The organism is Diaphorobacter sp. ED-3 (assembly GCF_027625375.1).
GTDB lineage: Bacteria > Pseudomonadota > Gammaproteobacteria > Burkholderiales > Burkholderiaceae_C > Diaphorobacter > Diaphorobacter nitroreducens.
In genome coordinates this window covers 1,908,332-1,927,788 of the sequence record NZ_CP115182.1, presented here as the reverse complement: position 1 = coordinate 1,927,788, position 19,457 = coordinate 1,908,332, and the positions used below count along the sequence as shown (strand labels likewise).

Genomic DNA, 19,457 nt, shown 5'->3' with positions numbered 1-19,457 from the left:
ATTCTCAATGAAGAAAAAGCTCTTGTCCGGCCTCGTGGCCGCAGCCGTGCTGGGCACGATGGCATTGCCCGTTGCCGCGCAAAACCTCGCCATCGTCAATGGCAAGGCGGTTCCCAAGGAACGTGCCGAAGTCCTGAAGCAGCAGGTGGAGCGTTCGGGCCGCCCGGTCACGCCCGAACTGGAAAACCAGATCAAGGAAGAAGTGATCGCCCGCGAGATCTTCATGCAGGAAGCGCAAAAGCGCGGCCTGGAAGGCTCTGCCGATTACAAGGCCCAGATGGAGTTGGCACGCCAGACCATTCTGATCCGTGAACTGTTCGCGGATTTCCAGAAGAACAACCCCGTGACCGATGCCGAGATCCAGGCCGAGTACGACAAGTTCGTGGCCGCCAACGCTGGCAAGGAATACAAGGCCAGCCACATCCTGGTCGAAAAGGAAGACGAGGCCAAGGCCATCATTGCTTCCATCAAGAAGGGTGGCAAGTTCGAGGACATTGCGAAGAAGCAATCCAAGGACCCCGGATCCGGCGCCCGCGGTGGCGCCCTGGACTGGGCCAGCCCGAGCAGCTACGTGGCTGAGTTCACGGAAGCGCTGGTGAAGCTGGAGAAGGGCAAGATGACCCAGACCCCCGTGAAGAGCCAGTTCGGCTGGCACGTCATCCGCCTGGACGATGTGCGCGAAGCCCAGCTGCCGAAGCTGGAAGAGGTCAAGCCCCAGATCGCCCAGCAACTGCAGCAGCAGAAACTGGCGAAGTTCCAGGAAGACCTGCGCGCCAAGGCCAAGGTGGAGTAACCACTACAGGCGCCTCGCGCACGACAACGCGGCCTTCGGGCCGCGTTTTTTTATGCCCGTCCCGCCAGCCAGCATGCCAGCAACAGTCCTCCGATCAAGACGGGCTGGTGCAGCATGTAATAGCTGAGGCTATAGCGTCCCAAACCAGCCAGGGGCGCTACCACACGCGGCAACGGGCGGGACAGCCAGCCGTCCGAACGCACAACGAGCCACTGCCCCGCCGCCATCCCCCACCACATGACGCCCAGCCACGGAAAGAGCGGCACATAGTCCTCGGTAAAGGGCTTTCGCGAAATCCAGCCCAACCAGTTAAGGCCCCGTCCATTGAATAGCGGCGCCCATTCTGAAAGAGGCCCCTGCAGCGCCCAGCCTGCGACCCAAGGCGACACCAGTGCCAGCAGCCCGGCCAACCACAGCCACCTGCCCCACCCTGCCGTCAGCCGCGTGATGACGAGCATCACTGCCATGCCGTGCAGCACACCAAAGTAAATGAAGCTGCGCGGGAACATCAGAAAAGAGCCAACCGTTACCAGCAATGCACAGGCCGTGATCTGGCTCCAGCGCCGGGCGAAACGCGCCCACCCAACCTGACGTTGCCAAGCCACCGCTTGTCCCAGCCCCGCACATCCCAGGAACAGACTGACGATGAGGGTTCGCTGCACAGTCCACAAGGGATCTGCCCGGAAGTCCTGGGGCCAGTAGCCAAAATGGCTGAGGTCGAAGCAGAAATGGAAGGCCGTCATCCACACCATGGCGAACCCGCGCAATGCGTCCAGTCGGTCATGGCGTGTCTCGGCAGTTTTTTGAGCGGTCGTCAGCAAAACGCATCCCACAAGTCCAGGAAAAAGGCTGGCGCTTCAAGCCAGCCTTCAATGATCACCCTCCCCAGTACTCGCCCGATCAGGACAACCCAGCAAGCAGGGGGAGGTGTCAAATTATGGGGTGCGTATCACGGCGACGCCGCCGCATTAAGGTTTCTTTGCAGACGTTGACTCGTTCACCAAATTCATAGCAGGCTCCCCGGCGCTGGACTGCTCTGCCTCCTGGAGTCGGCCGGCCCGGTTTGCATAGGTGGACTCATCGCCACCCGCTCCAAAGCGTCGCGCCTGGCCGCCATCCGCCGCATTTTCACCATCCACAATAGGCTCGTCCGTGGAGTCGTCCCGCATACCGTAGTTGTTGAAATGTCCACGGTCGCGTGCGCGTTGTTTCTGGTCTGCCGCCAGCCTTTCGGAAAGAGGCGCCGTACCAAATACTGCTTCTTCAGACATGCTTCTGCTCCTGCAATGAAAAAATCATCCTAGGAAGACAGGAACGGCACTGATGTAAGACGGTGCCGGGGAAGCCCAGCGGGAATTGTCTGTCACCTAGCCAGCGAACATGACAGTCCGCAAAATCAAAAACAAAAGGGGTTAGGTCAATAGACCTAACCCCTTGATTCAATTGGTCGGAGCGGCGGGATTCGAACTCGCGACCCTCTGCTCCCAAAGCAGATGCGCTACCAGGCTGCGCTACGCTCCGACAGCTGGCATTCTAACCTGCCAGATTCTGTTCACCGCCAAAAATCGGCGGTATTTGTCACACTCAGCGATTGCCAGATGACGAGCCGGTGCCCGGCCCAGGGCCGCGCCCTGCAAGGTGGCGGAAAGTGATACGGCCCTTGGTCAGGTCGTAGGGCGACATCTCCAGCGACACCTTGTCGCCGGCCAGGATGCGGATATGGTGCTTGCGCATCTTGCCGCCGGTATAGGCGATGAGTTGGTGGCCGTTGTCCAGCGTCACGCGAAAGCGCGAATCCGGCAGGACTTCGGTCACGCTACCCTGCATTTCAATCAGTTCTTCTTTGGCCATGTGTGTGGTCAGTCTCTTGATAACAATTATGTATGGCGGCGCCTGGAAAAAGCCGATGCGTCCACTAACCCAAGGGCCGCATCGGCCCTTGAGGGGCTCGAAGCAAGGTGCAATGCAGGCAGGTGAGTTGCTGCACCAAAGGCGCAGGAGGCCGTAAGGCCGGGGAAACGGCTTCAATGGACAGGCGAAGCGCTGTGCATAAGCGGCGGAATTGTACTGCGATGTCGAAGCCGGGCCTATGGCCGGGCAACCGCGGCAGCCAAGGTCTTCACAAGGTCCGTCTGCGTGATGATGCCAACCAGTTCCTGCGCATCGTTCACCACCGGAATGTGGTGGTGCCCCGCCTCGGAGAACAGAGGCACCAGATCCATCACATGCTGTTCAGACAGCACCTGCTGCACGGGAGACGACATCAGGCCTTGCACTTGCTCGGGACGTTTGGGCCGCCCCATGATGAGCGAGCGTAGACGCTGGCCCATGCCTTCATGCATGTCCAGATTGGCCAGGCGCATGAAGTCTGCCACCGTGACGATGCCGACCACCCTGCGCGCCCCGTCCACTACCGGCAACGCCTTGACGGCGTGCTTGCGCATGAGCGCCCAGGCATCCTTGAGGGGCGTCTCGGCAACCACCGCATGCACCGGTGATGACATGATCTCGCCGCATCGCAGCTCGCCAAGCGTGCGCTGGAAGGCGGCTTTGCCAGCCAAGTGCAAAAGCCCCTCCAGGTCGGCGCGACTGACATCCAGCACTTGGTTGTAGTGCGATAAGGCGGCATCCAAATCCGCCGAGATGAAAGCGCCAGATCCCTTATGCGCGGCCCCCCGCGCTCTTTGTGCATGCGGATAGCTGCGCCCGGTCAAGTGATTGAAGGCCATCCCCATCAACACCAGCGCCAGCATATTGAGCAGCACCGGAAATACCGCAAAAGCCGCGCCGTCCTGCGGATTGAGCACAGCGAACAAGGCCATCGCCCCGCCGGGGGGGTGCAGGCAGCGCAATGCCAGCATGACCGCCACGGCAAGTCCCACGGCTGCGCCGCAGGCCAGAGCGACGTGGGGAACCAGCGTGGCGCAGGCAACGCCTACCATGTACGACAGCACGCTGCCCGCCAGCACTGGCCACGGCTGGGCGAGGGGGCTGGACGGCATCGCAATGATGAGCACCGCGCTGGAGCCCAGGGAGGCCACCATCCACGGGACCGGCAGGCCAGCCCCGAACCAATGCGCAAACAGCGCCACCACGGCCACGCAAAGCGTGATACCCGACACCATGCGCAAGCGTTCGCGCTGATTGACGCCAGCGGGTGCCGGCCAGAAAAGGCGCAGCCAGCCAGCGACGCGCCGCAAGACTGACGTCGGCGGCTCTACCGCAGCGTCTGTGCGAGGGAATGGGGGTGCAGACATGAATGGGAGAAGGCGCCAAGCTGCGCAGAGAATCGGCGCGGCGGCCGTGGCTCGAGGAAGCCGGGCATTATCCGGGCAAGCCCTGAACTTGCAGGGCATGTGGTTTTTTGTACCATTACGGGCATCCACAACCGCACGGGACGCACGGCTGGGGCGCAATCCACCCTCCCCCTTAGAATCATGCGGCTCCATCACCAGGATTACCGCCACGTGTCTGATCGTATCGCCGTACTGCCTCAGTACTTGTTACCCAAACAAGCCCTGACCTCCTTTGCCGGACGGATGGCGTCTGCGCGCGCGGGCCAATTGACCACCGCGGTCATCCGCCGGTTTGTGGCGCACTACGGCGTAGACATGAGCGAGGCGGCCAATCCGGACATTGCAAGCTACGCAACCTTCAACGACTTCTTCACACGTGCGTTGCGCCCTGGACTGCGCCCGCTTGCCGATGCTGCGGTGGTATGCCCTGTGGATGGAACGGTCAGCCAGATCGGCTCCATCGAGCAGGACCAGATCTTCCAAGCCAAGGGCCACCTCTACTCCACCGCGGCTCTGCTTGGCGGCGACGCCGAAATGGCCGCGCAGTTCCAGGATGGCAGCTTCGCCACCATCTATCTCAGTCCACGCGACTACCACCGCATTCACATGCCGTGCGATGGACGACTGGTGCGTATGGACCATGTGCCTGGGGCATTGTTTTCAGTGAACCCGGCCACCGCACGCGGTGTGCCCGGACTGTTTGCGCGCAACGAACGTGTGATCTGCCTGTTCGAAACGCCCCTGGGCCCCATGGCGCTCGTGCTGGTAGGCGCCACCATTGTCGGCAGCATGGCCACGGTATGGCACGGCCAGGTCAATCCACCACGTACCGGCCAACCGCGCCGCTGGGATTATGGGGACCGAGAAGTCGTGCTTCGTCAGGGTGATGAAATGGGGCGTTTTCTGCTGGGCTCCACGGTCGTGCTGCTGTTTCCCCGCGGCGCAGTTCAGTTCATGCCGGGATGGGAAGCAGCGCGGCCCGTGCGGCTGGGTGAAGCCATGGCGCACCGCTGCGGCATCTAGTTCACCTATTGGTGCGTTGATACCCGCTGTTCAGTGCCTCTCTGGCACCCGAGCAGTGGTAAACAAGGTGGGTTCGAGCTCCAGGTCCAGGGGGTCCACGGGTTCAGCGCGCCCCACCAGGTACACAGCCAGATCCTGGCGCCGCAGTGCTACATGGCTGACAGTTTCCCAACTTCCGGCTCGCCTCACCCGGGTGCCCGGCTTGAAGACCGGCATGCGGAATTGTCTGGACCATCCCCACGGCGCCTCGGCCGGATCTTGCGCTACGAGAGAGGGACTGGAAACCTGCATGCGCGCATCTTAGCGCGTCAGCGCAATGACCGTTGCTGCGCGAACCGGAGTGCTGCCTCCACCATACGTTGCAGCGTGGGCTGAATGCGCCCGGCGCGCTCCGGCAGGTAGTTGAACGGCGGTGCCTCCTGCATATAGCTGCACTGTGTCATCTCCAGTTGGACCGCGTGGATGTTGCGCGCAGGCTCGCCGTAACGGCGCGTGATGTAGCCCCCCTTGAACCGTCCGTTGAGCACGGCCGTGTGGTCGGGCGCCGTTTCGGCAATGGCAAACAGCTCCTGCGCCAGGGCTGCATCGCAGCTCGTGCCTCCGGCGGTACCCAGGTTCAGGTCTGGCAATGTGCCGTTGAAGAAGCGCGGAAGGACCGACCGAATCGAGTGCGCATCCCACAACACCGCCACGCCATGGGTGGCGCGCATACGGTTCAACTCTTCCCGCAACTGGGCATGGTAGGGCTCCCACAATGCCTCGCGCCGCGCGGCAACCTCGGCTGCGTCCGGCACGGGCCTGCCGCTATACAACGGCGTGCTGTCAAAGGCGTCCACAGGGCACAGCGCAGTGACGCTCTGGCCTGGGTAGAGGCTGGAGTCATCAGGAGGGCGATTGAGGTCAATCACATAGCGCGAGTGCGTTGCGACCAATACTGAAGCTCCCATCGACTTCGCAAAACCGTAGAGCCGTTCCAGATGCCAATCGGTGTCCGGAACGCTCCGCGCCTCGGGATTGAGGCGCCTTGCGATGGCGTCTGGCACATGGGTGCCCACATGGGGCATGGAAACCAGCAGTGGCGCGGTGCCTCTGTGGAAGGTGAAAGGGGGGCAATCGGAAGGCACGACATTCATGGCAATGGACAAGCGGGCGAACCAACAGTTGGCGTTAGTGCGCAACCTGGGCCGCAGTATGGCGCATCATCTTGAGGCTCAAGGGATCCCGTCCCCCCTGCTGCACCGGCAACGACACACGCGCGTGTAGCCAAAGGCCAATGAGTCAGACCACTGTCCTCATGTATTGCCGAAGGGCTTTAAGGACCCGCCCGTATAATTTGTCCACCATGCCGAGATGGTTGATTGCGGTTTTCACCCTCCACTTCCTGCTGAGCGTGGGTGTCTCCGCATTTGGCAAGGTGCCACCCGTGGAACACCTGCGGCCAGCCGTCGCCTCCGTGCAACTGGCACCAGCGGGCGAGGCCGCAATGGCAATAGCCGCTGACCCTTCCGTGGCAAACGACGCGTTATCCGAAGGCGAGCACGGCCTGATGGACGCGCAGCAGGATCTCCCGGACGATCAGAACATACGCGCCTTTCGCGGCAAGCCCCTCCATGGCTTGTTCAGTTGCCCCGCTCAATGGGAGAGAGCCGCCCTCTCCCCTGTGCTGAAAAAGCAGCCTAAACCTCCCAGGTCCCTGGCTCTGCGCGTCTAAAAGGTTGCGCCCGCCGGGACGCGTTCTGCGAACGCGAAAGACAGGCGCGCCGCGCAACGCCGGCGTGCAACCCCCTTCCTCTTTTCCCTCCTGACCATCGGACCGATGGCTTCAGGCCCTTTTCCTACCCTCAGGAACAGCACCATGCGTTTGACCACCCGAGGCAAACTCGCCGTCACTGCGGTCACCGATCTGGCCTTGCGCTCCCACGGCCGGCCCATCGCGCTTCCCTCCATCAGCGCCCGCCAAGGCATCTCCCTGTCATATCTCGAAGACATCTTCAGCGCACTGCGCCGCGCCGGCCTGGTCCACAGCATTCGCGGGCCCGGCGGGGGGTACACACTGACACGGCCGCCACAGGAACTCTCCGTGGCCGATATCGTCATCGCCTCCGAAAAATACATGGGCGGCGCCGATGACAAGGGCACGGACACCGGCACCGCATCGGCACCAGGCGAGATGACGGCCGAGCTGTGGGCCAGCTTTCACTCGCGTGTCATGGAATACCTGCAGTCCATTACGGTGGCGGACCTGCTGACCCAACGGGAAGCCAGCGCCTGCCATGCCGACCATTCTGCAGCCGTGGTAGTGGCCCCGCCCGCCAGCACCACAGGCCGACGGGCAGCGAAAACCCAGCTACCGTCAGGGGATGTGCCGAACTCCGTATTTGCCTTGGGGCTTGCCGTTCCGCGCACCCGGACGAGTTGATGCGCCGGCATCCGTAGCGTCCTTCTCCGGAACGACACGGATGCCCGCCCTGGGCGACGACACCGCCGACTATTTGCCGAGCAGGACCTTCAATGCGCTCTGCAGGCGGCGCGCGCCTGCCTCGTCGCTGGCGCCTTCCAGCACGCGCGCCACATCCTGCGTCCAGGTTTGCGCCGGCGAGGGATCGTTGCGACGCGTGAGCAACTGCAGCTGCAGAGCACGCCGTGCGGCCAGTTGGTCTGCGGGCGTCGGGACCTCCGCCGCGATCTCCAGCCGCAGCAATGCTTCCGGGGCACCCCCGGCCGCAGGTGCCGCAATCGCCTGCGACCAGGCGGTGCGCGCCGTGGGGGGCACCTTGCCGCCCAGTTCCTGGACGCTGGGCAATTGCGCAGCGTCGCGGCTTTTCCAGGCCGACAACAGCTGCGTGAGCGCTTCGCCATGGGCCTGTGCCGCCAGCTTGCGCAGCGCGCCCTGCGCATGCTCCATGGCGTCGCGTTGCGCCCGGAAAGCCGCATCACCCAGACGCGGACCTCGCGCAGCAGCACCATCGCGCTCCCGCCCCCGCCCCTGCATACCGCTGTCCCGTGGGCCGCGGCCGTCACGCCGGTCGCCACCACGGCCGGCGACCGTGGGCTGCGCGGGCACCGCCTTGCGCGCCCCCGGCCGGTCATCGCCACGCACGGCCACCACCGGGCGCGCCGCAGGCACGGGTTTGGAAGTCGGCGCATCGTTTTGATCTGCTACCGAATCAGTAGCTGCTTGCGCTTGACCATCAATGGTTTGATCGGCTTTTTTATCCAAATTTTCGGAATCCCCCGATCCGCCGGCAGGCTCCTTCAGCGCGCGCTCCAGCGCGGCCATGGCACCGCGGATTTTCTGCGCATCGCCCGACGCATTGGCGGCCTCCAGCGCCTTGGATGCCTCCAGCACGGCCCGGTCGTGCGCGCTCAACTCGGAGGCACTGCGCTCACGTTCGGCCGACTTGCGGTTGAACGCCTCGTCGATGGGCTTGCGGAACGCGTCCCAGAGCTTCTGCTCATGCTTGCGATCCAGCGGCACCGCCTGCGCCTCGGCCTGCCAACGCTGCTGCAAGGCCTTGATGGCATCGATGCGCAGACTTGGGGCCGCACCCAGGGCGCCTGCCTCCTCGATCATGGCGTGGCGGCGCTCCAGGCTGGCCTTCTGCGCAGCCTCCAGCGGAGCGCTGGCAGCCGCCAGTGCCTGCTTCCACAGTGGCTGCAGTTCAGCGAACATTTTTTCGCTCACATGGCCACCGGTGCGCCAACGCTCGGCAAACTGGTGCAATGCACGACTGAAGGACTTCCAGTCCTGCGCAGCGGCAGCGGCTTGCGATTGGGCCCAGGCATTCACCTCTTCGATCAGCGCCAACCGCTGCGCACGGTGTTCGGCACCTTCGGCACGCACCTTCTCCAGCCAGCCCTCGACCACCTTGTGCGCGGCATTGCACGCATCGTCGAATTTCTTCCACAGGGCGTGGTTGGCCGGCGCCCCCTGGTCGGCCTGCTTCCACTGCTCGCGCAGCTGGCGCAGCGTTTCCTGCATCTTGCGCCCGCCGAGGGACTGTCCTTCCGGCCTGCGCAGCAGTGCCTCGGCCCGGGCCACGAGATCCTCGCGCACCTGGTCGGCGCTCCAGCGCTGCCAGCCCTCCAACTCGCCCGCGGCCACGAGGGCGGCGTGCACTTTCTGCTCCAGTTCGGCATCGATCAACTTGCCGTGCACCTTAAGCACGGCGCGCAGCGCAGTCGCGGCGCCAGCGCTGGCCTTGCCATGGCCCTGCGCGGTTTCCTGCTCCAGCTTGGCCAGGGCCTCCTGGACGGCCTGCAAGGCCTTCTCGCGCATTTCAGGAGTCGCCTGCGGCTTGGATGGGCGGGGGGCAGGCGTCTTGGCGGCGGCTCCCGCTTCTGGGGGTAGCCCGCGCGCCTGGCGCAGTTCGTCGGACCACACGGGCACGGGCGGCAGGGGAGCCGAGGGGTCTTCTGCCGCAAGGACAGCCTGCGCCAATGCCGACTGAAACGCTTCCCACACCACCAGCAGCTGGGTGCGCGAAGCATCGAGCAACGCGGGAAAGCGCGCCTCTACGCTGGGCCAGGCACTGTCGTCGGCAAGTGCCTGGGCCTGCTCCTGCCAGCGGCCGACATCGGCGTTCAGCAGTTCCAGCGCGGACTGCGCATCCTTCCACGGTTTGGTGGAGAACACTTCGATGCGCTGCGCGAGCAGAACGGCGGCTTCGCGCTGCACCTGAACACGATGCTGCAGATCTTCGATGGTTTTCACGCGCTCGTTCAGATGCTGTTTGAGCACCGACAGAGGTTCGCGGGACAGCGGCGCGCCGGCCTTGGCCGCATCGCGCTGCCAGGCGAGCGCGTCGGCAATGTTGAGCTTGGCGGCTGCGAGCAGCGCTTCGGCCTTGGCTGCCCATTCGGCGGCGATCGCCTCCTGGCCCTCCGCGCGCCGAATCTCGTCCAGTCGCTCACGCACTGCGCGCGCGGCGCCTTTGTCCCGCGCACTCAATTCCTTGAATACTTCCTGGAGCTTTTCCACGCCAGGCTGGGTGGACAACCATTCACGGATGCGTGCCGAGCGTTCACCCGACGTGGCCGCAGAGAAAGCGCCGCCCGTCAACGCATCAAGGGGATGCGGCTCGCTGGTTTTGGCAGGGACCGGGGTCGCGTCAGATGCGTCGGACATTTTGCTACGTGAAGAAAAAGGGAACATGGATTTATCAATGTGCAAGCGAGCCACCTTGCGCCAACAGCGCAAGCAGTAGGTGGGCATCGCTCACGGACAAGCGGCTATTTTCGCCCGGTTTTACACCGCCTTCCCGCTGCGCCAGATCAGGAATCTGAGGGATAGACGGGATGGCGCGGGAACCGCGCTCGCATTCGAACGGTACTGTACCGGTAGCCACACCCTGTGAGGTTACAAAATCCCGCGCGCCCCTCACTGGGCATTCAAAGAAAGCTCTGCCTTCGGCTGCCATCGCGCATCGCCCTCCCCGCCCGGCTGCAGCTTGCTTGCGCCTACGAACAAACGTTCAAGCGGGACTTGCTGTTGCGCCAGGTAGTCCCGCACGGCCACCCCTCGCGCCAGGGCTAGATCCGCCATGGCGTTGTCCGGAATTGTCAGGTTGTGCATCAGCAGGGCCTCCATCTCTGCAACGGGTACGTCCTTCGCCAAGCCGACGAAGTTGCGCGGTTTGCGGATGTCGGACCGGCGATACAACTCCTTCAGCAGCGCGGGGTATTCCTCGTCAGTGAGCGGTGCGATGCTGTCCGCAGGTTCACCCGCACGGATGGCTGCCCTGCGCTTTTGTGCCTCGGCCATGTCTCGCAAGCGCTGGCGTTTCCATGCCAGCTGCTCGGCGTCGGGCTGTGCCCAACCCACGACCGTGACCTTCAGTGCGGGGCGGTTGTTCAGTTCGTTGGCGATTTTCTCCAGTTGCTGTCGGGCCTTCTCATCCAGTTCTGCACTGCCCAGCGCGAAGAGAACCGCACCCTGCTCGCCCGCGTCGCTGAAAGCGCCAGCCAACAGGGAAAAGGGGGCGGTGATCGCTTTCATGATGAGGTTGCCGATGACCTTCAGGATGACCGCTCCCAGACGGAATTCGGGGTCGTTGAGGGAGCCGCTGATGGGCAGATCCACGTCGATGATCCCATTGCGGTCCGCCAGCAGGGCCGTCGCCAGCCGCACGGGCAGACTGGCGGACGCGCCCTCCACGGGTTCCCCAAACGCCAGTTGGTTCAATACCAGCTTGTTGGTGGCGATGAGCTGCCCATCGGGCAAGATCTTGTACGCCACGTCCATGCTGAGCTTGCCCTTCTCGATCCCATGACCCGCGTACTTGATGCTGTAAGGCGACAACGGGGGCAACTCAAGGTCACGCATGCGCCCCTGAATATCCAGCGCCAGGGGCTTGACCAGCGGGTTGATGCGGCCGGTGACTTCCAGTGACGCCGTCCCCTGGGCGCGACCGCGCAATTCCAGGTCGGCCATCTGCGGCGCTGCCCCCGCCTCCGGCGACACCGAGGAAAATGCGCTCAACCGGCCCGTGAGCGCACTCAGGTCGGCAGAGTAGTTGGGTTTGATGAAGTAATCCGTGAAGCGCACTGACCCATTGGTCAGCGCCACGGGACCAAAGCGGATCTGCGGAGCCGAAGGGGCCGCTGCCGGAGCGGCGGCCGCAGCGTTCGATGCCGCAACCGCGTCTTCCGCTGCCGAAGCCTTGCGAATATCCTGCAAATTGATGCGGCCGTCTTCCTGCACGATGATCCGTGCGAAGAAATCGCTGAGCGCCGTTTCCTTCACATCCAGAGACACAGGCTGGTCTGGCTGCAAATTCATCGCCACTCCGCGCAACGCCAGGGATTTCCAGCGCAGCAGATCCTCGCCCCGCGCGCCTACGCTCCGCTCGCCGGCCTTCGTCTCCTCAGGCATGTCCAAGCCAGCCTTGGCGCGCACGCGCACCTCGTCCAGCGACACATCCCCCTTGACCGAAACAGTGGCGCCGGCATTCCCCTGGACATAGCGCACGTCTCCGTCGAAGCCACCATCGGCGCGGAGGATGTCGACATTAAGCTGCTGCCCTACATAGGGCTCCAGCGCGTGCAACGGCAGGTGTTGGGCGCGTACCTTGCCCTGCGCCGTCAGAACGGGCGCCATCGCCACCGAGCCCTCGTAGCGCAATCGCCCGGGTTCAGTCCTCCCTGCACCCACCCGGCCTTCCAGGCGCAATGACGTGGGAGTGACCCGCCCGTCCGCATAAGCGAAATCCCGCGCGTGCAGTTGCAGGTCGAACACATTCAGCGCTACGGCGCTCTGCGCTACCGCGTCGCGCAAAGCCACTGCTGCGCCATCGATCTCCAGGGAAGCCAGCCCCATGGACCAGGGAAGACCCGCAGCCTTTGGAGCGTCCGCGTTGGGCCCCGTCACCCCCGGGTGCGACACGCCCCACTGTTCAAACATCCATTCCCCCGTGCGAGTGCGCGACAGCAGCAGGCGCGGCCTCTGCAACGAAATCCGCTCTACCGATACGGCGCGCTGGGGCCAGCGTATCCAGGCATTGCCCGCTTCCAGCCGGCTCCACGCGGCCAGTGAATCCGCAGGCGCGTCCTTGATTCCTGCGCTCTGCAGTGGAACGCATTGTTCCTTGGAGGCGCAACGCAGCGCCAACTTATCCACGGACAACGCAGCCACCTTCGCCAGCACGACATCGCCATGCCGTGCTATTCCCAGGTCCGCATCCACGGAACCTTCCACGCGGGGTTGCAGCACGCCCGCCAGATAGGGCGCAGCGATGGACAGCGGCAGGCCCTTGATGGAAAGGGCGGCCTGCGCCTGCGAGGCGCTCACCTGGCCCAGTACAGCCAATCGCGCGGATTCGCTGCTGCCGGCGACCGCAGACTGCCTGAGGGAAGCACTCGCACGCAGTTGCATGGGCTGTTCCAGCGGCAAGGCAATGGACGACGCTTCTACCTGCAGGTCTTCCACCTCCCACGCGGCGGTCCCCCGCGGCAGGCTGGCATCGGTCCATTGGATGAAGCCATCCCGCAAACCCACCCTGGCGATATAAACACGCCAGGGCTCCGCAGACTCCTTTGTCTGTGGCGCTGGGTGCTCGTCCCTCTCGGCCCGTGGCAATCCCGCAAGCTTTACTTCACCCGCCTCGTTTCGGCGTACATGTGCACGCGCGCCACGCCATTCCAGCAGATCAATGTTGATCCTGCGCCGCAGGGGCTCCGCCTCCTTGAATACGGCACGCATTTCCTCGAATTGCAGCAAAGGCTGCTCCTGCGCATCGGTGGCATGTACCCCGCTCAGTTGCACATCCCCGGAAATCAGCAGTCGAGGGGTCTCCCGTTGCTCGAACCCTAGTTGAACATCCGCGTCCAATCGCCCCGCCTTGAGCCGCACCGGCACGCTGGGCGGCAGGTAGCGACCGAAGGGGGCCAGGTCGAAATTCTCAATATGCAGGCGAACCTCGGCTTCCCTGGTGTCCGTAAAGGGAGTAGCCATCGCTGAGGTATCAAAGGTGCTGCCGTTGAGCTCAAAAGCCAGGCGCGGCGTCACCTTGACCTCGCGGTCCGCAGAAAAACTGCTCAGGAAAGGAACGTCCAGTTCCACGCGGCGCAACGTGTGCACCACCTCCACCGTACGGTCATCGAATTCGACGACACCACCCTTCAATGCGATATTGAAGAGCGCGAAATGTGCCGGCTCCGCGGCTGATTTCTCGCCCTGCGGCTTTGCCGCCATGAGCGCGAGCAGGTCGTCCACGTCATAAACCCCTGGGGCCAATTGCGTGACACGAACTACCGGGTCGTCTACCTGCAGCGCATCGATCACTGGAGCGCCCCGCCAAAGGGATTGCAATTCAGCGTCTATATAGATGCGGCCCACCCGTACCTGCTCTGAACTGCCATCCTTTGACGCCAGGGCTACGCCGTGCAAAGTGCCCTCCAAAGTCCAGGGCAAAAACTCCACCCGTTCGACCGTCAGCTTGCGCCCCAGCGCTTCACTCGCATGCCTTTCAATCTGCGACTGCGCCAACGGAGGGACCACCAGCCAACCGAGCAGCCACGCGCCGCCCCAGCACAGCACCAACCATGCAAATCGACGAATCCAGGGGTTGTTCTTGATGGCTTGCAGCACGCGGCACCTATTCTGTTGAGCTACCAACGCAATGGGACCGTTCCCGCGCTGACGCAGGCAGGTAAAAAAACGCAAAAAAAAAGAAAGCCCGGTGTCGAACTTCTTCGCACACCGGGCTTGACGGCTGACACAACGGTCTTTCGCCATCTTTTTGCGCTTGGGAGAGGATCGTCTCAAGCGCAGGAGGCAAGGGATTGCCTCCAGAGGTTGCCTTGGAGGAGATCTCATGTGATGCGGCACTGTCTGCCATTCATCGCGCTGATCGCCCCGTTTGGCGGATGCCTGAGTCGTTCAGGCGCCTCAAAGATAGCAAATCCGAGCGCGCCTTCCAACAGCTTTTAGCAATGAAAAAATTCATGCAATTGACTGTTTCATTAAGCAGTCGAATTGCTAGCGCACAGACCCTTCTTAAAAGGACATGCGCGAAAAATCTGTGCTTTCCCACAGATTGAACAGAACTTTTTGTTCTAAAAAATTCAAATGTTAGTGTTGACCTTGAATTTGGAGACCTCCTAGAATCCGCCAGCCCTCAACCAAGGCCTAGTAAAAACCCTAGCCTGTACAGATTTCGGCTACGACAGTCAACAGATTCCCCTGGGCTTAACGCGCCTAAACGGACTGAACGGCATACCCACCCAGACCCCTCCGTCTGGCAGGACCGGACTCCTGAGCAACCACGACAGTGCTCTTCGCTCAGGAGCCGACTTAGAAAGGAAAGCTATGACAGCGTCAGGAAATGTGATTGCCGGCGTCCGCACGTTTGCGGGCGATGTGATCAACGGTTTTCTGGAAGTGACACACAGCGGCTTCGCCCTGCTCGGGCTGGGCGTCGTCTTTGGCGTGATCACACTTACGGCACGCCCGGACCTGCGCCAGGCAGGAGAAGAAGAACTCATGGGCTGGCTGCAGGCCCGCCAGGAAGCCGTAGTGGGCTTCCCTATGGAGCCTGCCGCAAGCGAGCGGGCAGTAGCGCTCAACCCCAAGGAGTTGCCGCGGGAACAGGCTGCCGTGGCCTACTGGCTCAGCAAGAAGTACCGCGTGGCGCCCGAACCGCTGGCGGCACTGGTCACCGAGGCGTATGAAATCGGCGCGCGGACCAAGCTGGATCCCACCTTGATCCTGGCCGTCATGGCCGTGGAATCGAGCTTCAACCCGTTTGCACAAAGCCCGGTAGGTGCGCAAGGCTTGATGCAGGTGATGACGCGCGTGCATACCGACAAGTACGAAGGCTTTGGTGGGCACCTGGCGGCATTCGATCCCGTGGCCAACCTGCGCGTGGGCGTGAAGGTGCTGCAGGAGTGCATCGCGCGCGCCGGCTCGCTGGAAGGCGGACTGCGTTACTACGTCGGCGCAGCCAACCTGCCCGACGACGGGGGCTATGCCGCCAAGGTACTGGCGGAGCATTTCCGGCTGCGCCAGGTCGCCAATGGTCGCACGGGCGTTTCTCCCGCCGGCCCCGTGAATCCACCTCTCCTGTCCACCAAGGCTCCTGCCACACCGGAAGCCGCACCTGCAACCCCTGCCACTGGCGAGAAGGTGGCCCTGCTGAGCGGCCTCTGAAGAGCCTAATCTGGCATTGATGAAGGGCGTGCTCAGCTACACTAGCAGGGCACGCAACTGGCGATAGGCGCGGACGTCCCCCGGGGCACCGCCGCTGACGTGGACACCGGCAGGAAACAGCGTTTTTCTGCAAACCACTGGGGAGCGTGCCGCGCGGCAGGCACCAGCCCCGCAGCGATCCGTCGTTCGCCTGGGCAGCCCTTGATTGCCAAGGGACACTTAGTTCATCGGACTGCCATGTACCAACGCAATATTCTTGTCGAACAAACCGATCCCGAGGTGTGGGCCGCCATCCAGGCCGAAGACCGCCGCCAGGAAGAACACATTGAGCTGATCGCCAGCGAGAACTACGCCTCGCCCGCCGTGATGGCCGCTCAGGGCTCGCAGCTCACCAACAAGTACGCCGAAGGCTACCCTGGCAAGCGCTACTACGGCGGCTGCGAGAACGTGGACGTGATCGAGCAGTTGGCCATCGACCGCATCAAGCAACTCTTCGGCGCCGAAGCGGCCAATGTGCAGCCCAACTCGGGTTCGCAGGCCAACCAGGCTGTGCTGATGGCCTTCCTGAAGCCCGGCGACACCATTCTGGGCATGAGCCTGGCCGAGGGCGGCCACCTCACGCACGGCATGCCGCTGAACATGAGCGGCAAGTGGTTCAACGTAGTCTCCTACGGACTGAACGACAAGGAAGAGATCGACTACGACGCGCTGGAAGCCAAGGCCCGCGAGCACAAGCCCAAGCTGATCATCGCCGGCGCCTCCGCCTACGCCCTGCGCATCGACTTCGAGCGCTTCGCGAAGATCGCCAAGGAAGTCGGCGCCATCTTCTGGGTGGACATTGCCCACTATGCCGGCCTGGTCGTCGCGGGCGAGTACCCCAACCCGGTGCCGTTTGCGGACGTGGTGACCTCCACCACGCACAAGAGCCTGCGCGGCCCGCGCGGCGGCATCATTCTGATGAAGGCCGAGCACGAGAAGGCCATCAACAGCGCCATCTTCCCCGGCCTGCAGGGCGGCCCGCTGGAGCACGTCATCGCCGCCAAGGCCGTGGCCTTCAAGGAAGCCCTGTCGCCCGAGTTCAAGCAGTATCAGCAGCAGGTGACCAAGAACGCCAAGGTGTTCGCGGAAACGCTGATCCAGCGCGGACTGCGCATCGTGAGCGGTCGCACCGAAAGCCACGTGATGCTGGTGGACCTTCGCGCCAAGGGCATCACCGGCAAGGAGGCCGAGGCAGCCCTGGGCAAGGCCCATATCACGATCAACAAGAACGCGATCCCCAACGATCCCGAAAAGCCGATGGTCACCAGCGGCATTCGCGTGGGCACGCCCGCCATCACGACACGGGGTTTCAAGGAAGAGGAAACGCGCCTCACAGCCAACCTGGTGGCCGACGTGCTGGACAATCCGCATGACGAGGCGAACCTGGAAGCCGTGCGCGCCAAGGTGCACGCGCTGACCAGCCGCTTCCCGGTCTATCGCTGATCGACCGCCGCGATGAAGTGCCCCTTTTGCAGCCATCAGGAGACCCAGGTCGTCGAGACCCGCGTCTCCGAGGACGGGGACTTCATCCGCCGCAGGCGCCAGTGCGGCGCCTGCGACAAGCGCTTCACGACCTACGAACGACCGGAAGTCAACTTCCCCACGGTTGTCAAGAAGGACGGCCGCCGCGTCGAATACGACCGCGAGAAACTGCTGGGATCGTTCAAGCTGGCGCTGCGCAAGCGCCCGGTGAGCACAGTGCAGATCGACTCGGCCATCGAGCGCATCGAGGAAAAGCTGCTCAACCTGGGGCAGCGCGAGATTCTGTCCAGCCGCATCGGCGAGCTGGTCATGCGCGAGTTGAAGAAGCTCGACAAGGTGGCCTATGTGCGCTACGCCAGCGTGTACCGCAGCTTCGAGGACATCGACGAGTTCCGTGCGCTGGTGGACGAAGTCCGCAAGTAAGCCGCTGCTCTCCCATTGCTCTTCTATTGATAGCTGACAGCGCCCACTGGGCGGGCGCTACAGCCGTTTTTGACCATCACCCCTGGCGGACTGCCGGAATCGGAGCCACGGCCTGCACCACGTCGCCGCATTGCGCACGGTGGCGCAGCGCATGGTCCATGATGACCAATGCGAGCAACGCCTCGGCGATCGGCGCGGCGCGGATGCCCACGCAGGGGTCGTGGCGCCCCTTCGTGATCACCTCGGTACTCTGGCCGTGGATGTCGATGGACTCGCGTGGGCTGATGATGGAACTGGTGGGCTTGATGGCCAGCGACACCTCGATGTCCTGCCCGGTGCTGATGCCGCCCAGCACGCCACCCGCGTTGTTGCTGGCGAAGCCCGTGGGCGTGAGCGAATCGCCGTGCGTGGTACCGCGCTGCGCCACGCTGGCAAAGCCAGCTCCAATCTCCACACCCTTCACGGCGTTCAGGCCCATCATCACATGGGCGATGTCGGCGTCCAGCTTGTCGTACAGCGGCTCGCCCAGTCCCACGGGCACACCGGTAGCTTGCACACGAATGCGCGCGCCGCAGGAGTCGCCGGACTTGCGCAGCGCGTCCATGTAGTCCTCGTAGGCCTGCACGTCGGCCACCGGTGCGAAGAAGGGGTTGTGCGGCACATGCTCCCAGCTCTCGAACGGGATGGGCAGTTCGCCCAGTTGGGTCATGCAGGCACGAAAGCGGGTGCCGTATTTCTCGGCCAGCCATTTCTTGGCCACCGCGCCGGCGGCTACGGTGGGTGCCGTGAGGCGCGCAGACGAGCGGCCGCCACCGCGCGGGTCGCGCAGGCCGTACTTGTGCCAGTAGGCATAGTCGGCATGCCCCGGGCGGAAGCTCTGCGCGATGTTGCCGTAGTCCTTGCTGCGCTGGTCGGTGTTGCGGATCAGCAGCGCGATGGGCGTGCCGGTGGTCTTGCCCTCATATACGCCCGAGAGGATTTCCACCGCATCCGGCTCGTTGCGCTGCGTCACATGGCGGCTGGTGCCGGGGCGGCGGCGGTCCAGGTCGGCCTGAATGTCGGCCTCGGACAGTTCCATGCCGGGCGGGCAGCCGTCGATCACGCAGCCGATGGCGGGGCCATGGGATTCACCAAAGTTGGTGACGCAAAAAAGGGTACCGAGTGTGTTGCCGCTCATAGGGGTGCGATTATCCCCGAGCCACTGTTACTACCAAAAAAATAGCTGCCAGCGCTTGATTGACAAGCGCTGGCAGCTATTTTGATCACCAAATCAGTTGGCCGGCCGCGATTCTTCCTGCGGCCAGTCGCGGATGTAGGCCTTGAGCAGCTTGTTCTCGAAATTCTGGCTGTCCACCACGGCCTTGGCCACGTCGTAGAAGCTGACCACGCCCATCAGCATGCGCTTGTCCATCACGGGCATGTAGCGCGCGTGGCGGCCCAGCATCATGCGGCGCACCTCGTCCATGTCGGTCTCCAGCGTGCAGGTCAGCGGCGCGTCGTCCATGGCGGTACGCACCAGCATGGTGCCCACGCCGCCACCATTTTTCGTCAGCGCCTGGATCACCTCGCGGAAGGTGAGCATGCCCACCAGGTCGCCATGTTCCATCACGACCAGCGAGCCGATGTCCTTATCGGCCATGGCATCCACGGCGCGGGCCAGCGGCTCGTCGGGATGCACGGTGTAGAGGGTGTTGCCTTTGAGGCGCAGGATGTCGCTGACTTTCATGGGGAGTCTCCGAAGGGTTCTGCAGGC

At 63.4% G+C, this 19,457-nt stretch carries 16 protein-coding genes and 1 tRNA gene; 7 read left to right on the top strand and 10 right to left on the bottom strand.

What is annotated here, in order from left to right:
• Positions 1-7: 7 nt before the first annotated feature.
• Positions 8-793 carry a foldase protein PrsA gene (locus tag PCQ86_RS09530; protein WP_103737962.1) on the top strand — a complete coding sequence of 262 codons (786 nt, stop codon included), beginning with the start codon at positions 8-10 and terminating at the stop codon, positions 791-793.
• Positions 794-843: 50 nt separating this feature from the next.
• Here the strand turns inward: PCQ86_RS09530 and PCQ86_RS09525 are convergent, their stop codons facing one another.
• The 5 genes from PCQ86_RS09525 to PCQ86_RS09505 all read right to left on the bottom strand — a co-directional run bounded on the left by PCQ86_RS09525 (position 844) and on the right by PCQ86_RS09505 (position 4,050).
• Positions 844-1,614: a heparan-alpha-glucosaminide N-acetyltransferase gene (locus tag PCQ86_RS09525; protein WP_270175351.1), complete on the bottom strand. Its 771-nt coding sequence runs from the start codon at positions 1,612-1,614 to the stop codon at positions 844-846.
• Between the two features lie 147 nt (positions 1,615-1,761).
• Entirely contained in the window at positions 1,762-2,064 is a 303-nt protein-coding gene (locus tag PCQ86_RS09520) for a hypothetical protein (RefSeq protein WP_047351392.1), read from the bottom strand.
• 173 nt (positions 2,065-2,237) lie between these two features.
• Positions 2,238-2,314, bottom strand: a tRNA-Pro gene (locus PCQ86_RS09515).
• A gap of 63 nt (positions 2,315-2,377) precedes the next feature.
• On the bottom strand, positions 2,378-2,644 hold the full coding sequence (infA, locus tag PCQ86_RS09510; RefSeq protein WP_011804941.1) for a translation initiation factor IF-1: 267 nt from the start codon (positions 2,642-2,644) through the stop codon (positions 2,378-2,380).
• A gap of 236 nt (positions 2,645-2,880) precedes the next feature.
• Positions 2,881-4,050: an HPP family protein gene (locus PCQ86_RS09505; RefSeq protein WP_011804940.1), complete on the bottom strand. Its 1,170-nt coding sequence runs from the start codon at positions 4,048-4,050 to the stop codon at positions 2,881-2,883.
• A 210-nt stretch (positions 4,051-4,260) separates the two neighbouring features.
• Between PCQ86_RS09505 and asd the strand changes: the two genes are divergently transcribed.
• On the top strand, positions 4,261-5,112 hold the full coding sequence (gene asd / locus PCQ86_RS09500) for an archaetidylserine decarboxylase (RefSeq protein ID WP_041836249.1): 852 nt from the start codon (positions 4,261-4,263) through the stop codon (positions 5,110-5,112).
• A 308-nt stretch (positions 5,113-5,420) separates the two neighbouring features.
• On the opposite strand, the gene hutG is transcribed toward asd, so the two are convergent.
• Positions 5,421-6,245 (bottom strand): N-formylglutamate deformylase, encoded by an 825-nt coding sequence (hutG, locus tag PCQ86_RS09490; protein ID WP_270175434.1) that lies wholly within the window; start codon positions 6,243-6,245, stop codon positions 5,421-5,423.
• A 209-nt stretch (positions 6,246-6,454) separates the two neighbouring features.
• On the opposite strand from hutG, the gene PCQ86_RS09485 reads away from it, so the two are divergent.
• Together PCQ86_RS09485 and PCQ86_RS09480 are read left to right on the top strand one after the other, a co-directional pair.
• On the top strand, positions 6,455-6,823 hold the full coding sequence (locus PCQ86_RS09485; RefSeq protein WP_041836248.1) for a hypothetical protein: 369 nt from the start codon (positions 6,455-6,457) through the stop codon (positions 6,821-6,823).
• Positions 6,824-6,967: 144 nt separating this feature from the next.
• Entirely contained in the window at positions 6,968-7,531 is a 564-nt protein-coding gene (locus tag PCQ86_RS09480; RefSeq protein ID WP_011804935.1) for an Rrf2 family transcriptional regulator, read from the top strand.
• A gap of 69 nt (positions 7,532-7,600) precedes the next feature.
• On the opposite strand, the gene PCQ86_RS09475 is transcribed toward PCQ86_RS09480, so the two are convergent.
• Both PCQ86_RS09475 and PCQ86_RS09470 read right to left on the bottom strand, forming a co-directional pair.
• Positions 7,601-10,240, bottom strand: coding sequence for a DUF349 domain-containing protein (locus PCQ86_RS09475; RefSeq protein ID WP_270175350.1), 2,640 nt, complete (start codon positions 10,238-10,240; stop codon positions 7,601-7,603).
• Positions 10,241-10,492: 252 nt separating this feature from the next.
• Positions 10,493-14,200 carry a DUF748 domain-containing protein gene (locus tag PCQ86_RS09470; RefSeq protein WP_442874558.1) on the bottom strand — a complete coding sequence of 1,236 codons (3,708 nt, stop codon included), beginning with the start codon at positions 14,198-14,200 and terminating at the stop codon, positions 10,493-10,495.
• Positions 14,201-14,920: 720 nt separating this feature from the next.
• Between PCQ86_RS09470 and PCQ86_RS09465 the strand changes: the two genes are divergently transcribed.
• From PCQ86_RS09465 to nrdR, 3 genes are all read left to right on the top strand, one after another.
• Positions 14,921-15,760, top strand: a complete 840-nt coding sequence (locus PCQ86_RS09465) for a lytic transglycosylase domain-containing protein (protein ID WP_011804932.1) — start codon at positions 14,921-14,923, stop codon at positions 15,758-15,760.
• 237 nt (positions 15,761-15,997) lie between these two features.
• Positions 15,998-17,242, top strand: a complete 1,245-nt coding sequence (gene glyA, locus PCQ86_RS09460; RefSeq protein ID WP_011804931.1) for a serine hydroxymethyltransferase — start codon at positions 15,998-16,000, stop codon at positions 17,240-17,242.
• Positions 17,243-17,254: 12 nt separating this feature from the next.
• A complete protein-coding gene (nrdR, locus tag PCQ86_RS09455; protein WP_011804930.1) occupies positions 17,255-17,704 on the top strand; it encodes a transcriptional regulator NrdR in 450 nt (149 codons plus the stop codon).
• 76 nt (positions 17,705-17,780) lie between these two features.
• Here the strand turns inward: nrdR and aroC are convergent, their stop codons facing one another.
• Positions 17,781-18,881: a chorismate synthase gene (aroC, locus tag PCQ86_RS09450; RefSeq protein WP_172207123.1), complete on the bottom strand. Its 1,101-nt coding sequence runs from the start codon at positions 18,879-18,881 to the stop codon at positions 17,781-17,783.
• Between the two features lie 93 nt (positions 18,882-18,974).
• A complete protein-coding gene (locus PCQ86_RS09445; protein WP_011804928.1) occupies positions 18,975-19,430 on the bottom strand; it encodes a CBS domain-containing protein in 456 nt (151 codons plus the stop codon).
• Positions 19,431-19,457: the final 27 nt, after the last annotated feature.

What these genes read in the sequence shown, in the direction of transcription:
- PCQ86_RS09475 (WP_270175350.1), bottom strand. Translation starts at nt 10,240, where the DNA reads ATGTCCGACGCATCTGACGCGACCCCGGTCCCTGCCAAAACCAGCGAG.
- aroC (WP_172207123.1), bottom strand. Translation starts at nt 18,881, where the DNA reads ATGAGCGGCAACACACTCGGTACCCTTTTTTGCGTCACCAACTTTGGT.
- nrdR (WP_011804930.1), top strand. Translation starts at nt 17,255, where the DNA reads ATGAAGTGCCCCTTTTGCAGCCATCAGGAGACCCAGGTCGTCGAGACC.
- PCQ86_RS09465 (WP_011804932.1), top strand. Translation starts at nt 14,921, where the DNA reads ATGACAGCGTCAGGAAATGTGATTGCCGGCGTCCGCACGTTTGCGGGC.
- PCQ86_RS09505 (WP_011804940.1), bottom strand. Translation starts at nt 4,050, where the DNA reads ATGTCTGCACCCCCATTCCCTCGCACAGACGCTGCGGTAGAGCCGCCG.
- PCQ86_RS09520 (WP_047351392.1), bottom strand. Translation starts at nt 2,064, where the DNA reads ATGTCTGAAGAAGCAGTATTTGGTACGGCGCCTCTTTCCGAAAGGCTG.
- PCQ86_RS09445 (WP_011804928.1), bottom strand. Translation starts at nt 19,430, where the DNA reads ATGAAAGTCAGCGACATCCTGCGCCTCAAAGGCAACACCCTCTACACC.
- glyA (WP_011804931.1), top strand. Translation starts at nt 15,998, where the DNA reads ATGTACCAACGCAATATTCTTGTCGAACAAACCGATCCCGAGGTGTGG.
- PCQ86_RS09480 (WP_011804935.1), top strand. Translation starts at nt 6,968, where the DNA reads ATGCGTTTGACCACCCGAGGCAAACTCGCCGTCACTGCGGTCACCGAT.
- hutG (WP_270175434.1), bottom strand. Translation starts at nt 6,245, where the DNA reads ATGAATGTCGTGCCTTCCGATTGCCCCCCTTTCACCTTCCACAGAGGC.
- infA (WP_011804941.1), bottom strand. Translation starts at nt 2,644, where the DNA reads ATGGCCAAAGAAGAACTGATTGAAATGCAGGGTAGCGTGACCGAAGTC.
- PCQ86_RS09530 (WP_103737962.1), top strand. Translation starts at nt 8, where the DNA reads ATGAAGAAAAAGCTCTTGTCCGGCCTCGTGGCCGCAGCCGTGCTGGGC.
- PCQ86_RS09485 (WP_041836248.1), top strand. Translation starts at nt 6,455, where the DNA reads ATGCCGAGATGGTTGATTGCGGTTTTCACCCTCCACTTCCTGCTGAGC.